This window comes from Vibrio sp. 1CM24A (assembly GCF_023161725.1).
Lineage (GTDB): Bacteria > Pseudomonadota > Gammaproteobacteria > Enterobacterales > Vibrionaceae > Vibrio > Vibrio coralliirubri.
Genome location: NZ_JALNTS010000003.1, coordinates 424439 through 442849, shown reverse-complemented (window position 1 = coordinate 442849; position 18411 = coordinate 424439). Strand labels below are relative to the sequence as shown.

The following is an 18411-nucleotide window of genomic DNA, read 5'->3' as shown; positions in this document are numbered from 1 at the left end:
TTGCTACTCAAACTAGCCCAATAGGCTCATCGCTAATTGAGGCACCATCTTCGATGCACTCAGCATAGAAGCACCCGATTGCATGAGCATTTGCTGCTTGCTCATCATTCCAGACTCAGAGGCAAAATCGGTATCCATGATTCGACCTTTAGAAGACTCTAAGTTTTCCGTCATATTGCCAAGGTTGGTAATAGTGTGTTCAAGACGGTTAATATTCGCACCGAACTCTGCTCGCGCAGTACCCAACAGCTCAATAAGACCACCTGTACCAGATAGAGCATCAATATTAGATGCTGCACTTAAAGCACCGCCACCAGCAGCTAGTGCGTGACCTGTCACCGCACCGACTTCAGTTGATGCATCAACCGATAAGGTTTCCGTTGATGAGGTACCTATCTGAAACACAACCGCACCGGCACCAAAGCTACCTGTAGTGAGCAAATTGGTACCACCAAAATTTGTATTCGACGCTATGTTAGCTAACTCATCACTGAGCGCATTAAACTCAACATCAATCGCAGTTTGGTCTGCTGTAGAATTAGTCCCATTTGCATACTGAACGGCTAGGTCGTTCATTCGATAAGCAATATTGGTCATCTCGTCAAAGGCCCCCTCTGCAGTTTGCATCATAGAAATCGCATCCTGAGAATTACGCATTGCTACATTCATCCCGCGTGATTGAGCTTCCAAGCGGTTAGCAATTTGTAGGCCTGCCGCATCATCGGCAGCTGAGTTAATTCGAAAGCCGGTAGACAGTTTTTCCATGGATTTGGTTAATGCACTGTTGGTCGACTGCAATGTATTTTGAGTCACTAAGCTTGCGTAATTTGTATGTACTGATATAGCCATCTGATGTTCCCCATCTGTGTTTGCTGTTCACTAACTGTTAACGACAGAGGAAAAATTTCATTTCATATTTTTCGGAAAAAAGATCACTAAATTTAAAAATAGCAAGACTCAAAAATGAGAAGTGCGTAAAAGTATCCTAGTATATTAATCAACAATATTCATAATAATGGTTGTTATGAGACACGTATTAAATGCAATAGCTGCTCGGCTAACAATTCCAATTGTGTTACTCATGATCTTGGCGATGGTGATTCTGCCGCTGCCACCAATTTTATTGGATACGTTTTTTACCTTTAATATCATGCTTGCCATAGTCGTCTTGCTGGTCAGCAGTACCGTTTCACGAGTGCTTGATTTTTCTATATTTCCCTCGCTATTACTTGTCGCTACCCTGCTTCGATTAACCCTCAATGTAGCCTCTACCCGTATCGTTCTACTCGAAGGTCACAATGGCGGAGACGCCGCTGGTAAGGTGATTCAGTCTTTTGGTGAAGTGGTTATCGGCGGGAGCTACGTTGTCGGTATCGTGGTGTTCGTGATCTTGATGATCATTAACTTTGTGGTCATCACCAAAGGGGGCGAACGGATTTCAGAAGTATCAGCGCGCTTTACTCTGGACGCCCTACCAGGGAAACAGATGGCCATTGATGCAGACTTAAATGCAGGCGCTATCGATCAGAAAGAAGCCAAAACTCGACGTTTAGAAGTAGGAGAAGAAGCGGAGTTCTACGGCGCAATGGACGGTGCCAGTAAGTTCGTTCGTGGTGATGCGATTGCTGGGCTATTAATCCTGTTCATCAACTTAATCGGTGGGGTTCTAATAGGAATATTTGAGCACAACCTAACCGCAGAAGCAGCTTTCCAAACCTATGCCCTACTGACCATTGGTGATGGTCTGGTTGCACAAATTCCATCGCTGTTACTGGCCACATCCGCCGCTATCATCGTGACGCGAATTAGTGATAACGATAACGACATGGCACAAACGGTGAAAAGGCAGTTGCTTGCGTCACCGAACAACTTATACATGGCTGCGGGAGTCATGTTTGTTATTGGTAGCGTACCAAACATGCCGCACTTAGCCTTTTATACCTTTACCGTATTGTTAGCGTTTGTCGGTTGGAGACAATCTAAATTTCAGCATGTTACGCCCGATACAAGCCCCGATTTAGATACGCTTCCTCAGCCTCATCAAGAAAATACGATTGATTGGAGCATTATTCCCAACGTGGATGTGATTGCCCTGTCGTTAGGCTTCAAGTTGGTTCCTTTAGCAAGCTCTCAAAAGGGCGGTAACCTGATTAAGAGTATTCGTGGCAGCCGAAAAACACTCAGTGAACAAATAGGCTTTGTGATGCCAGAGGTGGTGATAACCGACAACCTCTCACTCAAGCCTTCCGAATACGCCATTAGCATTGATGGCGATGAGATTGAGCGTGGCGAGGTTTATGCCGATAAAGCGATGGCAGTAGGCAACCATATTGAGCACCCAGATCTCGATGGCATTGTTGGCATCGACCCAGCCTATCAGCTTCCAGCGCTATGGATTAAAAAAGGGGATAAAACCAAGGCGATCAATCATGGCTTTCAAGTTATTGAGGTGCATGATGTCATCGCCACTCACGTCAGTAAAGTGTGCAGCGAACACCTAGACAACATCTTCAATTATGATGACGTGAAAGCCCTCAACCAACGACTTGCTATGCAGCATCCTGAGCTTGCAGAGAACCTAGCAAGCGTCATTAGCCCTAACCTACAGATGCAGGTCGTCCGTCAATTGCTGGCTCAACAAGTGCCTATCATTAACGTGAGAACCATCGCCAACACCATTATTGAAAGCGTCGACACCATAAAGGATCCAATCTTGCTGTCTTCTAATATCCGGGTCGCGTTAAAACGAACCATCGTCAATTTGATCTCGCCAAACAGCAAAACCATCCACGCTTTCATTATTGGTGCAACCTTAGAAGGTGAGTTAAAGGGCGCGATCTCTTTGAGTCAGCAAAGCGACCCCAATATTCCTCTGGACTCGATTCCTGTTGAACCGACGATCTTGCAGAAATTCCAAAATCGCATGCCGACCATAGTACAAACCATGCAGAGCCAAAACCTGCCACCGGTCATCGTAGTGCCTCCCACCACACGCCCTATGATAGCCAAGTTAGCCAAGGCCTTTGCCAAAGAGCTGATTGTGCTGAGTTACAATGAGATCCCAAATGAGTATGGATTAAATGTGTTAGGAGATGTGGAGTAAATAATAATTCGCTCATTGAATCTGATTTTAGAACACACGAACTCTGTTTTTTTCAATGACGACGCCGCGTAGTAACTTTCCAGACTGTCGATTCTTAACAGAGACCGTGTCGCCTATCAGCCCACTTTCTAACGCCATTCCTAACGTTTCTAAACGTATACGATTCGATTGAAAAACCACATCCACAGAGTGCCCCTTTTCAACGTCATAATCCAAATACATAGAGGAAGTGGTCAACAAACCTCCCTTGTTCACTGAGCGCTTAATTTTGCTGCCAACGATTTCGCTGGCCTTGAAGAACACTTTTTGGTCTTTGTAGAGTTTGATCGGTTCAATCGTAATATCGTCATGCGTTAGCCGTTGGCCTTTCTTAAGTGCTTTATTAGCTGTCGCAGTCCAGACAGTTATTGTCGACGTTGAGGTCGCAGAAAGGGTCCATCTCTCAGGCGCACAGCGCACATTCCACTTTTGTTTGCCAAGCTTGATCTTGCTTCTATGGGTCACTTCAACAGACTCAGTACACGGCGGTAACTGATGAATAGCCCGAGAAAAACGCAGCTGAACATCGAGTTGGTACTGTTGGGGATAGCGGTAGCGAATGGTTTGCTCAATGAGCGAATGGATTTGAGTGGAGAGTTGTTGTTCAAGTGCAATGCTATCTGATTCTGCATTCACCTTGGTCACACAACCATAGACGAGCAGCAATGTACCAGCTAGCTTTAATAACCTAACCATACACCGCCTCAGCCTAAACATTGACTCTTAATTGATGCTTACCAAGCGCCTCTTCCATTGCTTGATGCTGCATCACCATGACACTGCCTTGGCGCGCCAACTTGGTTTTACATTGGTTTATCGACTGCTCAATTTCCGCATCCAACGTTTGAACGCGTTGCAGTGCCTTTCCTTTAAGCCGAGCCTGCATGTTTTTTGCGTACTGTCGCTCCTTACAACCGAGCCTTTTGGCCAGAGTAAATCGCTTGGCGTCAGCGTCAGCTAGCCGTTGAGTCAGTGATGTGACCGCTTGATTGAGGGATTCCAGCTTCTGATACTCACGATTCAATATCGCAGCACGAATATCATCTAAACGTACAGATAACTCGCCCGACAAAGCCAGCACATGCTGACCATAGGTAATATAACCAATCAGGTCACTTCTACGTTCCATGATCCAGTCTCGTAATGACTTTCGCTAGCTCATCCATATCAAACACTAACTCTCCCGCGGAAATTTGCGCTTTAATCTGCTCGACTTTAGCCGTATCGATATCTTCAACACCGTCAAAAAGGCTCTTGGTATTATCGAGTAACTCCACTTCATGCTGAGAGAGGTTAATCGGCTTCACCTTCGCTTTTTGATCGGGCTCTGTCTTTTTGTTTTGAACCACATCTACCTGAGTATGAGGCACAACGTGTTTCACATTGTCGACCTTAATTTGACTCATCTCTGCCTACCCATTTTGCTGCACTACTAATTAACTATAACGGCAGTATTTCGTCTCTGTTTCACCTTTTTCTCAATAGTTTGATTACATTGTCTCTGGTTGGCCCACTAAAGCCGCGATGAATTGACTTCAGCGACAGCTCTGGATTGCTCACTAACTGATGTTTAAAACTGCCTAATTTGTGCAACTCGGGGTGTGAACAAAACGCGATAAGCTGATCAGCTTTTTGCCTTTTCATTTTCAACATTTTCGATAATGCCAAATACAGTTTATTGACCCGTTCAAGCAAGGCATCGATTTGTTGATTCGAGCCCGGTTCATTAACCAACAGGCGGCTGATGTCGTCCAACACTGGATAGCGAGCTTGAACCTGCACCGCAATCGGTGGTCCTGCAGCGTACCGACCACCTTGCCCGGAAACGAAGACCTGCCCATCCCATAAACGCCATTGTTGGTCTCGAATGCCGATCACGAACTCTTGTTGTGCATTAATTCTGAGCTGCAAATGCGCATAAGCAAACATCATCTTGAATTGTTCTAACAATACCTCTCTGTCTTCAGAACGTTCAAACGCCAAGGGTATCAAGCGGTTATTGATGTACAGAGAGACAACCTCATCACGAAACCGCTCTCGCTGTAAGTCGAGCCCCGGAATCGTAAATTCGATAAAAGGGTTATCGCCTTGAATCGGTGTAAAGCTTGAATCCACCACATAGTCACCAAACAATCTTTTCTGGCTCCAAAACACCAATTTTTTCTTAATCACATCGATGTGGTTAGCTTGCTCTGGGCTGTATTGATTCAGCTCTGCTAATTGGCGCAGCTTAATCAGTTCACTCGCCACGGTTCGTAGCACTTCCCCAGCCATCATGAGCCTACTGTACATTTTGTGAGAGTCGGCGACTTCAGCAATCAGCTTAGGCCTTTCTTGCAAGTTCATTTGCACCATTTGCTGTCTAATAAGTGCATTATTCGGCTTGTTGCTGGTCAGCTTTTCTGGCTTCTTGATCTTTCCTGTCGTTGTCGGATTCACCTGATTCTTGCGCTGAGTAATACCCGTGAGTTTCATACTACCTCTCCAATTAGGTCAACCTTGGCTCGTTAGCAAAGTTCAGCTTGATGATCTCTTCCGATTGCATTTGTTTGACGATTTCAATGATATCTTTACGTGCTTGCTCAACCTGACTGACCGGAACCGCGCCAATGCGCACCAAGTTCTCTTTGAGCTCTGTCGATACCCGTTGCGGCATAGAGTTGATGATGTAAAGGCGACAATCTTTATTGGTACCTTTGAGTGCATATGCCCATTGCTCCAGGCTGACTCTTTCGTTAATCAGGTTGATGGTTTCTAGGTCTTGATTAAATAGGGTGAAGAAATCAAACATCGCCTCTTCCACCAGTTCTGCGGCTTCAGCGTCTTGATCATGAAGGAATTGGAATAAATTGCTTTTGTCACCGGAATAACGGTTGATAAGGTTCGCGACCACTTTCGACCCCTGCAGGCTGGCAGACCCGCCGCTGTGATAATTGACTTTGCAGCGATCGATAAGGTCTTTTAGTGTCTCCATCAAACCAGAGGTTAACACCTGTGTCTTAGAGATTTGCAGGATTAACGCATGGCACTCTTGTTCCTCATACTCCTCCATAACACGACCGCTGTATTCCAAAGGGAGGTGGGCAATCAATAGCGCTTGCAGGTTGATGTGCTCTTTCTTGAGATCATTGACCAAAAGCTCCGGAGGAATCCATGCCAGCTTTTCAGCATGTGAGCGGATCTCATCGCCATAAATCTCCGACACAAGATCTCTCGCCAAATTGCCGTTTAACGTTTTTTCCAACACATTGGTGATGTATTGTCGTGTCCCGCCGAGAATCCCGGAGTGCTTACGAAAATCATCAAAAAAGCCCGACAAAGAGACCAGCGCATCTTTGGCTTTGATGTCCTTCATTTTACTCATGGCATGCGTGATCTGTTTGATCTCTTCATGGGTGAAGCCTTTGAGTACTTCAGAACCGATGTCCTCTCCCATCGTCAACACCAACATCGCGACGCCATCCACTGATTGATAGGTTTGTTTGCCATCCATGCACCTTCTCCCTACTGACTTTTATTTGGTTCGTTATGCTTGTATCCAAGTACGTAAAATCTCAGCCACCCTATTCGGGTCTTCTTTTGCGATTAATTTGAGATGTTTAATTTGAACTTCGAGTGGGCTATCCGCAGATGGCAAGTTGTCATCAAGCGCCTTAATACCGGTTGCATCAATACCTAACGATTCCAGTTTGGATTGTAAGGCTGCATCAGCGGCACGCTCCTCTTTGGTAATGACGTCATCGTATTCCATACTTTCCGCTTCCAGCTCTTCTTGCTCCGCTGACTTAGTAAGGTATTGTGCTAGAGGTCGCAGCACCACCATGATCATCAAGCCACTGAGCATCACTCCAAGTAGATATTTAAGAGGCTGCATAATATGCGTGTTCTCAAACCAAGCAATCGGAGCTTGCTCTGGAATACTGGCAATCACAAAAGGGAAGTGAGTGATGTGAATGCTATCGCCGCGCTCGGTATTGAACCCTATTGCCGAACGAACCACATTCTCAACATTAGTAAGCTCTTCAGGTGTCCAAGTTTGATTGGGGTTCGCTAAGTCGTTCACCACAATAGAGACAGAAAGGTTCTGCAATACACCTTGCTGATGCTGAGTATGGCGAACCTTGCCACTCACCGCATAATCACGCGATGTTTCACTTCGATTGACCTTGGCGTTAGGCTCTGGTTGAGGCTCTCCATCGGTCACTGGTGGTGTGTTGCTCAATGCCCCCGGAATCCCGAGCGCCATCGACGACTCGTTCATGTCACTCAATAAGGTCTCTTTTCGGACCACAGGATCAGCGTAGATTTCTTCTGTTTCTTCAACCTTAGAAAAATTAATATCACTGGTAATTTGAACTCGAAAGTTGGCTGCACCGAGAATTGGGGTCAGCATGTCAGTCGCTTGAGCGACCAAGTTTTTTTCAAGGTTACGCTTGTAATCGGATTGCTTGCCAGTCGTCACGGTAATGTCCCCAACCGTCGCATCATTTGATAACAAACGACCATGTTGATCGACCACTCGCACATGTTCCGATTTAAGTCCAATAACCGCACCAGACACTAAGTTAATGATGGACTCAACCTGAGTCGGCTTAAGATCCATTCCATTGATAATATGTACAATCACCGAGGCTCTCGGCTGCTCAGCGTCATCACGCATAAACAAACTTTCCTTCGGTATGGCCAAATGAACACGAGCCAAGCTCACTGCACTCATGGTGGTGATACTGCGCGCTAACTCGCCCTCTAGAGCATGGCGATAGCGAGCATTTTCCATAAACTGACTCTCGCCGAGGCTCTTTGAGCTATCTAGCGAATCAAAGCCACTCGGCAATTGTTCTTTTAAGCCTTTAGACGCCAATATCATGCGGATTTTGGCGACGTCACCTTCGGGAACCAGTATTTGCCCATCGTCCTGACTCAACTGGTAACGTATTGATTCCTCATCCAACATTTGCAGTACTTGGCTAGAATCGAAGTTCGCTGATTTGCTATAGAGGGGCCTAAACCGTTCTGATGACGTCCACAGCATAATCACGATGATCGCCGCAGTAATCGTCGCAAAAATAGTGATGATAATGACGTTGCGTTGTGAACTCTGCCAAAACCTCGTGAGCCAACTAGAGGCCTCAGTGAGCTTCTCTTTGGCTACTCCCATATTATTGGTCAACGCGGGTTGAGTTTCTGCTTCTACTGCCATCGCTAATCCCTAGCCTAAATTGGCATTTTTATGATGTCTTGAAAGTTGGACACCATCTTGTTGCGCACTTGCATCAATGCATTAAATGAGAGCTGAGCTTTCTGTGATGCGACCGTCGCTCCCAATAAATCATCGCTTTTACCTAACTCAACGGCAGTGATTTTTTCCGAAGCATGAGATTGGTATCTATCTACGGTATCGAGCACACTTTTCAAGGTGTTGCTGAACGCCAGTGAATTATCGGATACCGGGTTAACCGTGTGATTGTCATGCGTGATGCCTCTCACCATCGCTCCAGTGACAGCCTGGTTAGAGAACGGATTACTGGCAACCTCTTGCTGCTGCTCTATCTTCCCTAACATTGCTTGTTGCATTTGGACTGCAGTCATCTTTTCCATTGTTTACCCTCGCGGTTGCATCACTTGCGCACTAACCGAATCTCTACGCGACGATTCTTATCCCGGCCTTGCTGAGTCGTGTTGTCATACTTTGGATAACGATCACCGTGGCCACGTATCTCAATCATTTTCTTTGACACGCCATTGCCCATAAACCACTGCGCAACGTCGGATCCTCTCTGCTTTGAAAGTTGTAAATTAGCGACGGAATCACCGGAATTATCGGTGTAACCATCAATCAGGATTCTAATGATTCTCGAGTCTCGTTTGACCAAGGTGCTGATGTCATTAATGGTGCGTTTCTGCCCTTCGGTGAGTGACACCGCCCCTTGCTGAAAGCGCAATTCAACTCGACGCGCATGCTGGAAGTTGACCGGCGGCAAGCCATAACGGCACTCATTAAATTGCTCTAAAGCTGGCTTAAAGTTGGTGGTTGGGAAATAGACATCAAAGTCCATCGCATTAACGTTAAACCAAGCGCCACTTGCCATATCATCCAACATCAAGGTTGCGCCATCGTCTGTCACGAGAGCGGCCCCTTGCTTGTTTACTCTTTCGATGGTGGTTGTGGTGTAAGACTGGGACGTTCCCCAAACAGGCTCTGTAGTATTGAATGACGTTGATGTCGGAAGTGAACGCACACCACGCTTTTCCACTCTGACCTCCATCGGGCTTGCCGCCAACAAAATGAATTGCACAGAAAAGCCGGTGTGAGGATCGAAAGAGTTCAATTCACACTGATCGACAGACTCTGTGAACCGCCACTCGACACTATCGAACGGAACAATGTAGCGCTGCGCCAAAACCTGAGTCGACAGCATCACTCCCCAGCCTATTAGCAATGCGCTCAGCATCTTGCCAAGGGCACGGCGAAAGACAGAGAAAGTGCCCAAGCTAACGGTTGCCCAAAAGTATTTATTCATAGCAAATCAAACAGTGAAATTCCGGCAACACGCGCAAAGGTTTTTTGCGTAGCTTCTAGCGCGATCATACCTTGGTTAAGTTCAACGGATGCTTCTGCATAATCGAGTTCCTCTAGCTCAGAGCGAACGGTTTCTGCAAAGAACACCATATCGATACTGGTCTCTTTCAACCTGTCTAAGGCGTTGTATTGACTACCAATATCAGTTAATGAAACCAACAAGCTTTGATGAAGCGCTTGGTTGGTATTGAGCGCGTTATCTAAAGCAGCAGTAAATCCCCCAGTTGGAAGCTCCAGTTCTGCTATCGCATTGTCTAAATCAGTAAAAATTGCACTACTACCTATGGTATCGGTGATGGTTAAGTTACTTGGCACGTATTGATTATCACCGACTTTAGTTTCACGATAATCTGAGTTGGGATTTAAGGCATAAGGCGGTGTTGTAGCGATCGCTGGGGTGCTGATATCCGTTCCTGAAAAGAGATAACTGCCATCATTGGCTTGGTTCAATGTGTTCAACATTTCCGTTTTGAGGGACTTAAGTTCTAGCACTATCCCCGCTCTACTCTGTGAATCAAGCGTACCGTTTTTCCCTTGTAGGAGCAGTTCGTTCACTTGTTGAGAGAGCTCCTCAAGCGTGTTGACGTTAGTTTCGTAGCGCGTCAGCTGTGACTGCACGTTTTCGATATTGCGTTGGTACTGCTGATTGTCAGAGACGGTCTTTTTGAGCCCTTCAAGGCGCACAGCGGCAATCGGGTCATCGGATAAATGATTGATCTTCAGCCCGGTCGACATTTGCTCAAAAACTTTGTTCAAGCGGATATTGTTGTCCATTAATGAACGCTGCATCACCGCGTTAAATTGGGAGTCCGTTACACGCATCACTTTTCTCCTAGAATGCTCTTAGCAAGGTCTGAAACATCTGATTCGCCGTACTAATAATTTTCATGTTGGCCTCATAAGCGTTGAGGTACAGCAGCATGTTGGCGGCCTCTTCATCGGAATTAACCGCACTGACACTGTCTCTCGCCACTTGTGCGTCTTCCATGCTGACTTGAGCTGCCGTTGCCTCGCTCTGCGCCTGTCGAGTGAAAATACCGATATCACCGAGTAACCCTGAATAGGCGCTGTAGGGTGTTTCTCCCACCACAGAGCCATTGGTTAGTGGTGTTTGTGACAACATCGATAGGTCTTTCAACACATCGCCGTTTCCGGCAAGGGTCGCACTCGATGAAAAGGCTAAGTCTTGTGCAGTGAGGTTAGGATCAATCGCCAAAGATAAGGCTTCACTGCCTGGGGTGTAGGTAAACAAGTTCTGACCAGCTACACCATTAAGATCAAACCCTGAACTCAATGCCGTATTCACTCCATCAGCCAAGCCTTTGGCAAGATCTGCTAACAGCGTTTGGATGGGATCGTATTGGTTCGTTTTTAGCGCTTCGAGCGCCCCTAACTCTCCACCTAACGAAGCATCAACAGGCGTCGTCATCGACTGAAAGGTAATGTTCAGATCTGTGCTGTAAGGATCGCCACTGGATAGGTCTCGCTCAAGCGATGCGGCATAACCACCAATTACTAAAGGCTGACCGTTTGGTGTCGAGAGTTCGACGCCGCCATTGGTGTAGATCACCTTAACATCGAGAGACTTAGAGAGTTCATTGAGGTGTTTATCCATCGCATCTTGTAAGCCACCAATGCTCTTGCCGAGCAGCGCATCTTCTTGCAGTTTTTGGTTTAGGGAAGCGATGCTTTCTAATTGACTATTCACGTGGGTAACCAGTGCACCATAACGCTCACTTTGCGCGGCTTCTTGCTGACTCAACTGCGCAGATACGGCGTTAAACTGCTGCGCTAAAGCATCAGCATTTGTCAGTACTTGCTGGCGAAAAGCGACGCTTTCAGGTGTCACACTAGCCTCATCAATGGCAGCAAAAAATCCGTTCATTCCCTGTGTGAGGCTAAGCCCATCAGCTCCTAACAAGTTCTCCAAATTGGACAAACCATTAAAATAGCTTTGGCTATATTGGGCAGATTCCGTCGCTTCTCTTAGTCGATTAATAGACGATTGATCGGCAATCCGCAGGATATCGCTAACCTCAACGCCAGAGCCTAAGTTAATACCATTCACGGCATTGCCAGATAAACTGGCTTCCATCGTCACGATTTGACGGCTATACCCAGGGGTATTCACATTAGCGGTATTTTGCGCCGTTGTATTGAGAGCTACACGGTTGGCGAGTGCGCCACTTAATCCAATGTTGGTCATTCCCATTACTGATTCTCCTTATCAAAAGGTCGGCCGATAACTTGTGATGACAACTGTTTAAAAATCATCTCGGCTAATCCAAACGACGATTGACGACTGATTCGTTGTGCAAGCTGAGCATCTAGCATGCCCTGAAACATATCGTCTGATTTCATCGACAACGGATTATCTTTGTCACTAAGCGCTTGGCTGGCAGAGCGCATTCGGGTCAGCATTTGTTGTAAAAACAACGCCTCAAACTGCTGTGAAGCCGCTAATAATCCTGAGGCAGTGTTGTCATGCTTCAATTTAGCAAGCGCGTTGTTGTCTAAGTAAAAGTTGGTCATAGCTTGGCTTGAACCTGCGCTGGCTTTCGCCATGTGCACCGTTTCAGGCGCTCTATTCATCATTACTCTTGCAAATTGCAGCGGATGATCAGCATGTTTAACCGACGCTGCCATTTTTGGGTTATCCAGTATTGGCGTCGCTTGGTTACTCGATATCGGTTCAAGCGCCGTGTGAGTCAAAGCCGTTAGGTTCGTCATTAGATCACCACCAAATCACCGTTGATGGCACCTATCTCATCGAGTGCCTGCAAAATTTGCATAAGCGCTTCTGGTGTCGCACCAATGTTGTTAATCGCATCAACGATCTCTTGCAGATTGGTCCCTTTCGGCCAAACCATAGTGGTCCCATCCTCCTCATCAACACTCACTTGAGAGTTCTGAATAATCGCGGTTTCTCCAGCAGTATTGAAAGCACCACCAGGCTGAGAAACAGATTGAGATTCCAATATCGTCACGGTAATCCCGCCTTGGCTGACCGCCGCTTCAGACACCGTCACGTTCTGGCTGATCACCACAGTTCCGGTGCGAGAGTTGAACACGACCTTAGGCAGTCGTCGCCCCTCATCAACCTCAAGCTCTTGAATCATGGCAACAAACATCACTCGGTCTTCGCTATCAATCGGGGCAGAGACTTGGATCTGACCTTTATTGAGCGCTTTGGCTACCTGCCCGCCGAACATCTTATTAATGGCTTTGGAAACATTGAGCGCGGTTTCGTAATTCGGTTGTTTGAGTTGCAAGCGTATCGTTGGCTCTAAATCAGTACCGGTCGAGACCTCACGCTCCAAGGTCGCGCCATTGGGAATGCGCCCGACGGTCGGTGTGTTTCTTGTAATGCTGGTTCCGTTTTCACCGGTAGCATTGAAGCCACCAACAACTAGGCTGCCTTGTGCTATTGCGTACACTTCGCCATCGATACCTCGTAATGGAGTCAGCAATAAGGTGCCGCCGCGCAAGCTTTTTGCGTCCCCCAATGAAGACACCGTCACCGTCAGGGTTTGACCTGCCCCTTGGTGAGGTTCCACCATAGCTGTGACACTAACGGCGGCGACATTTTTCAGTTTAGGGTTGGTGGAATCATCCAGTTGCACCCCAAATTGTTTGATCATGTTAACCACCGATTGTTGTGTGAACTTCACTTGCGATTTATCGCCAGACCCGTCCAAGCCGACAACTAATCCATAGCCAATAAGTTGGTTTTGTCTGTCTCCATACACCTCTGCGACTTCAGCAATCGGCCGCGCTGCATCGACCACCGAAGTAAAACAGAGCAAGCACCAAGGCAACGCCAACGAGGTTAAGTAGAAGCGAATTTGGGATTTCATTAGAATGGCATCCATGGCGAATTGAAGAACTGGGTCAACCAACCTGCAGTATTGGTATCAGCAAACGAACCGCGGCCAGCATAAGTGATTCTTGCATCAGCGATTCGCTGGGAGGAGAGGGTGTTGTCTGCCTGAATATCATCGACTCTGACATTGCCGGTCAGACGAATATATTCGTCCCCTTGGTTAAGCTTGAGCCACTTTTCACCTCTTACCCTAAGCACACCATTGGGCAAGACGTTGTAAACGGTGACAGTAATAGAGCCTGACAAGCTGTTGCCTTGCTTTGAGGCAGCAGCACCATCAAAATCACGCGTGGCATCAACGGAAGCGCTCACGTCATCAAACGTCTTGTTGCCCAATGTGGGCGCGGTAATGTTGGCACTGGAATCTTTGCCATATTGAGTTGAGGCACTCTTATCTGACTCTGTCTTTTCATCCAACAACACCGTTAAAATATCGCCCACACGGTACGCTCTTCGATCTTGAAACAGGGTCATCGAGGTGGTGCCCGTATAAAGGCTGCCTTTGCTGACTCTTGTCACTTGATAGTCCAGCTCTGGCGGTGCATACGCTTCATCATTCGGCGATGGTGGAATAAAATCGTCTTGGCGACCAGCACAGCCGGCAACCATCACCACCAGCAAGGTAACTACGGTGAGGTAATAAATCACACAGATTGCATGCGCCTTACCCAACCCTGGCTTAATTGACTTTTCCATGTCAGAACTCCCTAACGACCATCGCTATTCGCTCGTTAAAGCGAAAGCTATGATTGTTGCGCGATGTACTGCAGCATCTCATCGGCTGCGCTGACCATCTTGGCGCTCATCTCATAAGCGCGTTGGGTGGCGATCATATCGACCATCTCTTCCACCACCTGTACGTTCGACCCTTCAAGTGCTCCTTGTTTTAATTGGCCTGAACCTTCTGTTCCGGCGACGAGCTCGACCGCTTCACCTGAACCTTCAGTTTCAATAAATAGGTTTCCCCCTTGAGCAGAAAGCCCCGCAGGATTCATGAATTTAACGATGGTAATTTGCCCTAGGTCTTCAGGGTTAACTTGGCCCGGTATCGTGGCGCTGACCACACCATCAGCAGTAATGCTGACTAGGGTCGCTTCTGGAGGAATGACAACTTCAGGAATCAAAGGATAGCCTTGCGTGTTGACTAGCTGCCCATCAGAGTTAGTTTGAAATTGCCCATTTCGGGTATAAAGCAGTTCTCCTTCTGAGTTCTCTATCTGGAAAAAACCATCCCCCAAAATAGCTAAATCAAACTGTTGATTCGTATTCTGAATATTCCCTTGGGTAAACACTTTCTCGGTGCCGACCACTCGAACACCATTACCAAGCTGAATACCTGTTGGATGTTCATTGAGCTCTGTGGTTTCGGTACCCGCTTGTTTGTCGACGCTATAAAAAAGATCTTCGAACACCACGCGGTCACGCTTGAAACCCACCGTATTGATATTGGCAAGGTTGTTCGAAATAGCCGTCATTTTTGCATCTTGTGCGGCCATCCCTGTTTTGGATATCCATAAGGCACTGTGCATAATTCCCTTCCTTAAGCTTTGAGAAGCTTATTGCCTATCTGAGCGATTTCATCTGCAGATGCCATCACTTCAATTTGCATTTCGTATTGTCGAGTCAGCGACATAATGCTGACCAACTCTTCTAAACTGGAGACATTACTCGCTTCTAAATAACCAGAACGAACCTGAACGGTAAAATCTTCAGCCAATGCTTGCCCACCTTTCGGAACAAAATGACCACTGGCATGCATGGTCATTTGCTCATTCTCAGGCTTAACCAGCTTGAGGGCGCCAACCTCTAGCGACGCCTCACCACCAATTGGGGTAATAGACACCAAACCATTCGAGCTCACCGACACAAACTCAAAATCGGGTAACACCATTGGACCTTCTGTCGACATCACCCGACGCTCACCAAGATAGAGTTGCCCATTACCATCCAACCGAAAATTACCCGCCCGGGTAAAGAGCTGAGCAGGTTCATCCTCTAGCCCTTCGAGCGTAATAAAGCCATCACCATTAATCGCAATATCCAATGGTCGCTCTGTACGTATATCTTCACCCTGAGCAAAGTTATTAATCGATGAGTTGGTTCTGGAAGTGACGGAAGTCAGAAAGCCTGAGCCCTCAAGACGCATCGGTGTTGAGTGCTCCATTAAGGCTTTAAAGCCTACGGTGTCCGCATGTGACAGATTATTTGCGCGAACGTGCTGAGCGAGCATGGTTCGCTCAGCACCTTTCGCTGCACTAAATAGAATAGGATTCATAGCGCTACACCACGTTGAACAAGGCTTGCGTCAGTTGATCCGATGTCGATATCGACTTGGTATTGGCTTGATAGTTACGCTGAGCCGTCATCAAGGCCACCAATTCAGACGTCAGATCGACGTTAGAACCTTCGAGCGCACCAGAAGTCAAATCACCGAATACCCCACTGCCCGCGGTACCAAGAACTGGCGTACCGGAACTGAAGCTTTGCAACCAAGCGGTATCACTGGTTTTGATCATGTTTTGAGGAGAAGCAAAGTCGGCAAGCACCACCTGACCTTGCAATTGAGATTGGCCGTTGGTGTAGGTCGCAAATATACGGCCATCGTTTTCCATACGAACACTGGCATAGTCACCAGAGGTATAACCATTCGGGCTGTTTTTGGAGACAACGAAGTCACTACCAAATTGAGTGACCGCAGCAAGGTCAATATTAACCGTAACACTGTTCGCCCCATTCGCAGGGTCAAAACTGACCGAATAATTTCCCCCTGACGAAATGGTGCCATCGGCATTAAAAGTAAAGTTTGCTGTGTCTGTTGCAGTTGGTGACGCGGCAGGTATCAAGGCATCAGCGCCATCAATCGCTTTACCATCGACCAAAACATGGACATCCCAATCATTGGATGCACCTTTTACAAAGTACTGACTCACCGTATGTGGGTTACCCAGAGAGTCATAGACTGGAGTGGTATAGGAATGGTTGTAGGTGGATGAATCACTGTAATCAAATGCGGTGGCGGGAACTTGCTCTCTGGCATCTAAATTGGCAACAAACTCAATGGCATCTGTTTCCCTAGCCTGCAAGGATGCAGTACTGATCTGCACGGTGCCTACCGACCCCAACAGCAGGTTATTATTGCCATCAACCGAGTAACCTTGCAGAGCCGCACCACTATTTGCTGTGATCACGCCATCGGCATTCATGTTGAAAATACCAGAACGGGTATAGAGGGTTTGCCCTTTACTGTCTTCAAGCACAAAGAAGCCATTACCACTCAATGCCATATCCAGAGATCGCCCTGTACCTGTAACCGTTCCACTTTTTTCAAAGTTTTGCGAAACCCCAACCACTTCAACGCCACCAGCTTCACTACCGCTATAAACGGAAGCAAACTCGGTTCTCGACTCTTTAAAACCTGTCGTAGAAACATTAGCAATATTATTCGAAATGGTGTTCAGCTCTGAGTTCGAGGCATTAAGCCCGCTCAGTGCAATACTAAAACTCATAATGTCTTCCTCTTCACGCTAAAGAGGCTATCTCCGCAGGTTTACTTAGCTAGCGAAGAACGACAGCCGCCATCTTACTTACTTTAAAAAACAAACTAAAACCGGCAAAAGCCGAAAAATATAGCGAAAATCTTTTAACCTATTTCAAACTTTACTCATTTGAGAAGGCAGCAACGTCATAAAACGCCACCATGCCAACTCCCTTTACCTGCAAGTGACTGGTACCACCGATTAGAGGTGTCGTCACATGTTCCACTTGGCCATGCTGATAAATCGATGGCTGATAATCTTGTCCACTGTCCAATTTGATACGCATTTGGTACTCACCCGTCAGCCCCATGGCTTGCGCATCCAATGTGTAATCCACTCGCCCTGCACTGTTCGAGCCAAGGTTCATCGACTTAACGTTACCAAGTGAGTCAACTAACTCCAGTATCACGGTATTCGATGGCGCCTGTAACTCAACGTATCCCGCATGCTGATCAACACCCGATGCAGACAAGCGATCACTTTTTACCGTCACTGTTTTATCAATCAGCGCGGCGGTGCTAAGCACTTGTAAGTTATCGAGCATTGTCGAGTTGTTTTGCGTCAGCTGAACAAGGTTTTCTGTACTTTCAACCTGAGAGAACTGCGCCAACTGTGCGACATATTCCGTGCCGTCAGTTGGGTTGAGTGGATCTTGATTTTCAATCTGAGCCACCATTAAAGTAATGAACTCATTCTTTAATGCACTCGCACTATTCGGATTATCTTGAGGGGTGATCGTTGACGCAGACTCAATATTATTGACCTGCGCCGCACCGGATATCGTCGTCATGGTGTAATTCCTCTGGCGTCATTGGCAGCAGTTACATTAACTACGCCAAAGCCCCATCAGTGATTGTTGCATCGACTTTACGTTGCCGAGCACTTCTACGCTGGCTTCAAAACTACGAGTAGCCGATATCATGTCAGCCATTTCGTTAACGACATTAATGCCAGAGTAATAAACATACCCTTCGTCATTGGAGAGAGGATTGTTGGGCTCATAACGGCCTTCCATCATTGAAGAGACTTCAACAACATCGGCAATGCGAATCGGCACCACACCTTGCTGCTGAGTTTGCTGTGCATTGAAGTGGTTATAGACTGCTGAGAAAATCGGTTTCAGCGGTTTATAGACTTTTGATGGGTCACCAGATACTGAATCGGCATTCGCCAAATTACTGGAGATAGTATTAAGCCTGACGGTCTGTGCACTCATCGCTGAGCCTGCCGTCTCGTAGATACCTAAGAAAGCCATGATGTCCCTACCTAA

20 protein-coding genes are annotated in these 18411 nt (G+C 46.9%); 1 reads left to right on the top strand and 19 read right to left on the bottom strand.

The window, feature by feature from the left end; translation table 11 throughout:
• Window positions 1–12: 12 nt before the first annotated feature.
• On the bottom strand, window positions 13–849 hold the full coding sequence (gene lafA / locus MSG38_RS09535; protein WP_048610097.1) for a lateral flagellin LafA: 837 nt from the start codon (window positions 847–849) through the stop codon (window positions 13–15).
• Window positions 850–1015: 166 nt separating this feature from the next.
• Between lafA and MSG38_RS09530 the strand changes: the two genes are divergently transcribed.
• On the top strand, window positions 1016–3103 hold the full coding sequence (locus MSG38_RS09530; RefSeq protein ID WP_048610099.1) for a flagellar biosynthesis protein FlhA: 2088 nt from the start codon (window positions 1016–1018) through the stop codon (window positions 3101–3103).
• Between the two features lie 27 nt (window positions 3104–3130).
• On the opposite strand, the gene flgA is transcribed toward MSG38_RS09530, so the two are convergent.
• From flgA to flgC, 18 genes are all read right to left on the bottom strand, one after another.
• A complete protein-coding gene (gene flgA / locus MSG38_RS09525) occupies window positions 3131–3838 on the bottom strand; it encodes a flagellar basal body P-ring formation chaperone FlgA (protein ID WP_048610364.1) in 708 nt (235 codons plus the stop codon).
• 13 nt (window positions 3839–3851) lie between these two features.
• Window positions 3852–4271, bottom strand: a complete 420-nt coding sequence (locus MSG38_RS09520) for a hypothetical protein (protein ID WP_248401694.1) — start codon at window positions 4269–4271, stop codon at window positions 3852–3854.
• Window positions 4261–4548, bottom strand: a complete 288-nt coding sequence (locus MSG38_RS09515) for a flagellar biosynthesis anti-sigma factor FlgM (RefSeq protein WP_008223385.1) — start codon at window positions 4546–4548, stop codon at window positions 4261–4263. The genes MSG38_RS09520 and MSG38_RS09515 overlap by 11 nt, the downstream gene beginning before the upstream one ends.
• 61 nt (window positions 4549–4609) lie before the next feature.
• Window positions 4610–5617 carry a hypothetical protein gene (locus MSG38_RS09510; protein ID WP_116871144.1) on the bottom strand — a complete coding sequence of 336 codons (1008 nt, stop codon included), beginning with the start codon at window positions 5615–5617 and terminating at the stop codon, window positions 4610–4612.
• A 13-nt stretch (window positions 5618–5630) separates the two neighbouring features.
• Entirely contained in the window at window positions 5631–6635 is a 1005-nt protein-coding gene (locus tag MSG38_RS09505) for a FliG C-terminal domain-containing protein (RefSeq protein ID WP_248401693.1), read from the bottom strand.
• Between the two features lie 33 nt (window positions 6636–6668).
• Entirely contained in the window at window positions 6669–8342 is a 1674-nt protein-coding gene (fliF, locus tag MSG38_RS09500) for a flagellar basal-body MS-ring/collar protein FliF (RefSeq protein ID WP_248401692.1), read from the bottom strand.
• Between the two features lie 14 nt (window positions 8343–8356).
• The gene (locus MSG38_RS09495) at window positions 8357–8731 is read right to left on the bottom strand and encodes a flagellar hook-basal body complex protein FliE (RefSeq protein ID WP_086968991.1); all 375 of its coding nucleotides are present in this window, start codon (window positions 8729–8731) and stop codon (window positions 8357–8359) included.
• Window positions 8732–8760: 29 nt separating this feature from the next.
• Window positions 8761–9663, bottom strand: coding sequence for an OmpA family protein (locus MSG38_RS09490; RefSeq protein WP_248401691.1), 903 nt, complete (start codon window positions 9661–9663; stop codon window positions 8761–8763).
• Entirely contained in the window at window positions 9660–10544 is an 885-nt protein-coding gene (gene flgL / locus MSG38_RS09485) for a flagellar hook-associated protein FlgL (RefSeq protein WP_050643539.1), read from the bottom strand. Before flgL ends, MSG38_RS09490 begins: the two co-directional genes overlap by 4 nt.
• A gap of 10 nt (window positions 10545–10554) precedes the next feature.
• Window positions 10555–11934 carry a flagellar hook-associated protein FlgK gene (flgK, locus tag MSG38_RS09480; protein WP_248401690.1) on the bottom strand — a complete coding sequence of 460 codons (1380 nt, stop codon included), beginning with the start codon at window positions 11932–11934 and terminating at the stop codon, window positions 10555–10557.
• Window positions 11934–12452, bottom strand: a complete 519-nt coding sequence (locus tag MSG38_RS09475; protein WP_248401689.1) for a rod-binding protein — start codon at window positions 12450–12452, stop codon at window positions 11934–11936. The genes flgK and MSG38_RS09475 overlap by 1 nt, the downstream gene beginning before the upstream one ends.
• Window positions 12452–13579, bottom strand: coding sequence for a flagellar basal body P-ring protein FlgI (locus MSG38_RS09470; protein WP_050651147.1), 1128 nt, complete (start codon window positions 13577–13579; stop codon window positions 12452–12454). Before MSG38_RS09470 ends, MSG38_RS09475 begins: the two co-directional genes overlap by 1 nt.
• Window positions 13579–14214 (bottom strand): flagellar basal body L-ring protein FlgH, encoded by a 636-nt coding sequence (gene flgH, locus MSG38_RS09465; RefSeq protein ID WP_048610372.1) that lies wholly within the window; start codon window positions 14212–14214, stop codon window positions 13579–13581. Before flgH ends, MSG38_RS09470 begins: the two co-directional genes overlap by 1 nt.
• Before the next feature lie 134 nt (window positions 14215–14348).
• A complete protein-coding gene (gene flgG / locus MSG38_RS09460; RefSeq protein WP_048610117.1) occupies window positions 14349–15134 on the bottom strand; it encodes a flagellar basal-body rod protein FlgG in 786 nt (261 codons plus the stop codon).
• Window positions 15135–15145: 11 nt separating this feature from the next.
• Window positions 15146–15880, bottom strand: a complete 735-nt coding sequence (locus tag MSG38_RS09455; protein ID WP_048610119.1) for a flagellar hook-basal body complex protein — start codon at window positions 15878–15880, stop codon at window positions 15146–15148.
• 4 nt (window positions 15881–15884) lie between these two features.
• Window positions 15885–17111, bottom strand: a complete 1227-nt coding sequence (gene flgE / locus MSG38_RS09450; RefSeq protein ID WP_048610121.1) for a flagellar hook protein FlgE — start codon at window positions 17109–17111, stop codon at window positions 15885–15887.
• Window positions 17112–17262: 151 nt separating this feature from the next.
• Complete coding sequence (locus MSG38_RS09445; RefSeq protein WP_248336296.1) at window positions 17263–17931, bottom strand: flagellar hook capping FlgD N-terminal domain-containing protein; 669 nt, start codon at window positions 17929–17931, stop codon at window positions 17263–17265.
• Window positions 17932–17967: 36 nt separating this feature from the next.
• A complete protein-coding gene (gene flgC / locus MSG38_RS09440) occupies window positions 17968–18396 on the bottom strand; it encodes a flagellar basal body rod protein FlgC (protein WP_048610123.1) in 429 nt (142 codons plus the stop codon).
• Window positions 18397–18411: the final 15 nt, after the last annotated feature.

Coding starts and splice junctions, on each gene's coding strand:
- lafA (WP_048610097.1), bottom strand. CDS start 849: ATGGCTATATCAGTACATACAAATTACGCAAGCTTAGTGACTCAAAAT.
- MSG38_RS09530 (WP_048610099.1), top strand. CDS start 1,016: ATGGTTGTTATGAGACACGTATTAAATGCAATAGCTGCTCGGCTAACA.
- flgA (WP_048610364.1), bottom strand. CDS start 3,838: ATGGTTAGGTTATTAAAGCTAGCTGGTACATTGCTGCTCGTCTATGGT.
- MSG38_RS09520 (WP_248401694.1), bottom strand. CDS start 4,271: ATGGAACGTAGAAGTGACCTGATTGGTTATATTACCTATGGTCAGCAT.
- MSG38_RS09515 (WP_008223385.1), bottom strand. CDS start 4,548: ATGAGTCAAATTAAGGTCGACAATGTGAAACACGTTGTGCCTCATACT.
- MSG38_RS09510 (WP_116871144.1), bottom strand. CDS start 5,617: ATGAAACTCACGGGTATTACTCAGCGCAAGAATCAGGTGAATCCGACA.
- MSG38_RS09505 (WP_248401693.1), bottom strand. CDS start 6,635: ATGGATGGCAAACAAACCTATCAATCAGTGGATGGCGTCGCGATGTTG.
- fliF (WP_248401692.1), bottom strand. CDS start 8,342: ATGGCAGTAGAAGCAGAAACTCAACCCGCGTTGACCAATAATATGGGA.
- MSG38_RS09495 (WP_086968991.1), bottom strand. CDS start 8,731: ATGACTGCAGTCCAAATGCAACAAGCAATGTTAGGGAAGATAGAGCAG.
- MSG38_RS09490 (WP_248401691.1), bottom strand. CDS start 9,663: ATGAATAAATACTTTTGGGCAACCGTTAGCTTGGGCACTTTCTCTGTC.
- flgL (WP_050643539.1), bottom strand. CDS start 10,544: ATGCGTGTAACGGACTCCCAATTTAACGCGGTGATGCAGCGTTCATTA.
- flgK (WP_248401690.1), bottom strand. CDS start 11,934: ATGGGAATGACCAACATTGGATTAAGTGGCGCACTCGCCAACCGTGTA.
- MSG38_RS09475 (WP_248401689.1), bottom strand. CDS start 12,452: ATGACGAACCTAACGGCTTTGACTCACACGGCGCTTGAACCGATATCG.
- MSG38_RS09470 (WP_050651147.1), bottom strand. CDS start 13,579: ATGAAATCCCAAATTCGCTTCTACTTAACCTCGTTGGCGTTGCCTTGG.
- flgH (WP_048610372.1), bottom strand. CDS start 14,214: ATGGTTGCCGGCTGTGCTGGTCGCCAAGACGATTTTATTCCACCATCG.
- flgG (WP_048610117.1), bottom strand. CDS start 15,134: ATGCACAGTGCCTTATGGATATCCAAAACAGGGATGGCCGCACAAGAT.
- MSG38_RS09455 (WP_048610119.1), bottom strand. CDS start 15,880: ATGAATCCTATTCTATTTAGTGCAGCGAAAGGTGCTGAGCGAACCATG.
- flgE (WP_048610121.1), bottom strand. CDS start 17,111: ATGAGTTTTAGTATTGCACTGAGCGGGCTTAATGCCTCGAACTCAGAG.
- MSG38_RS09445 (WP_248336296.1), bottom strand. CDS start 17,931: ATGACGACGATATCCGGTGCGGCGCAGGTCAATAATATTGAGTCTGCG.
- flgC (WP_048610123.1), bottom strand. CDS start 18,396: ATGGCTTTCTTAGGTATCTACGAGACGGCAGGCTCAGCGATGAGTGCA.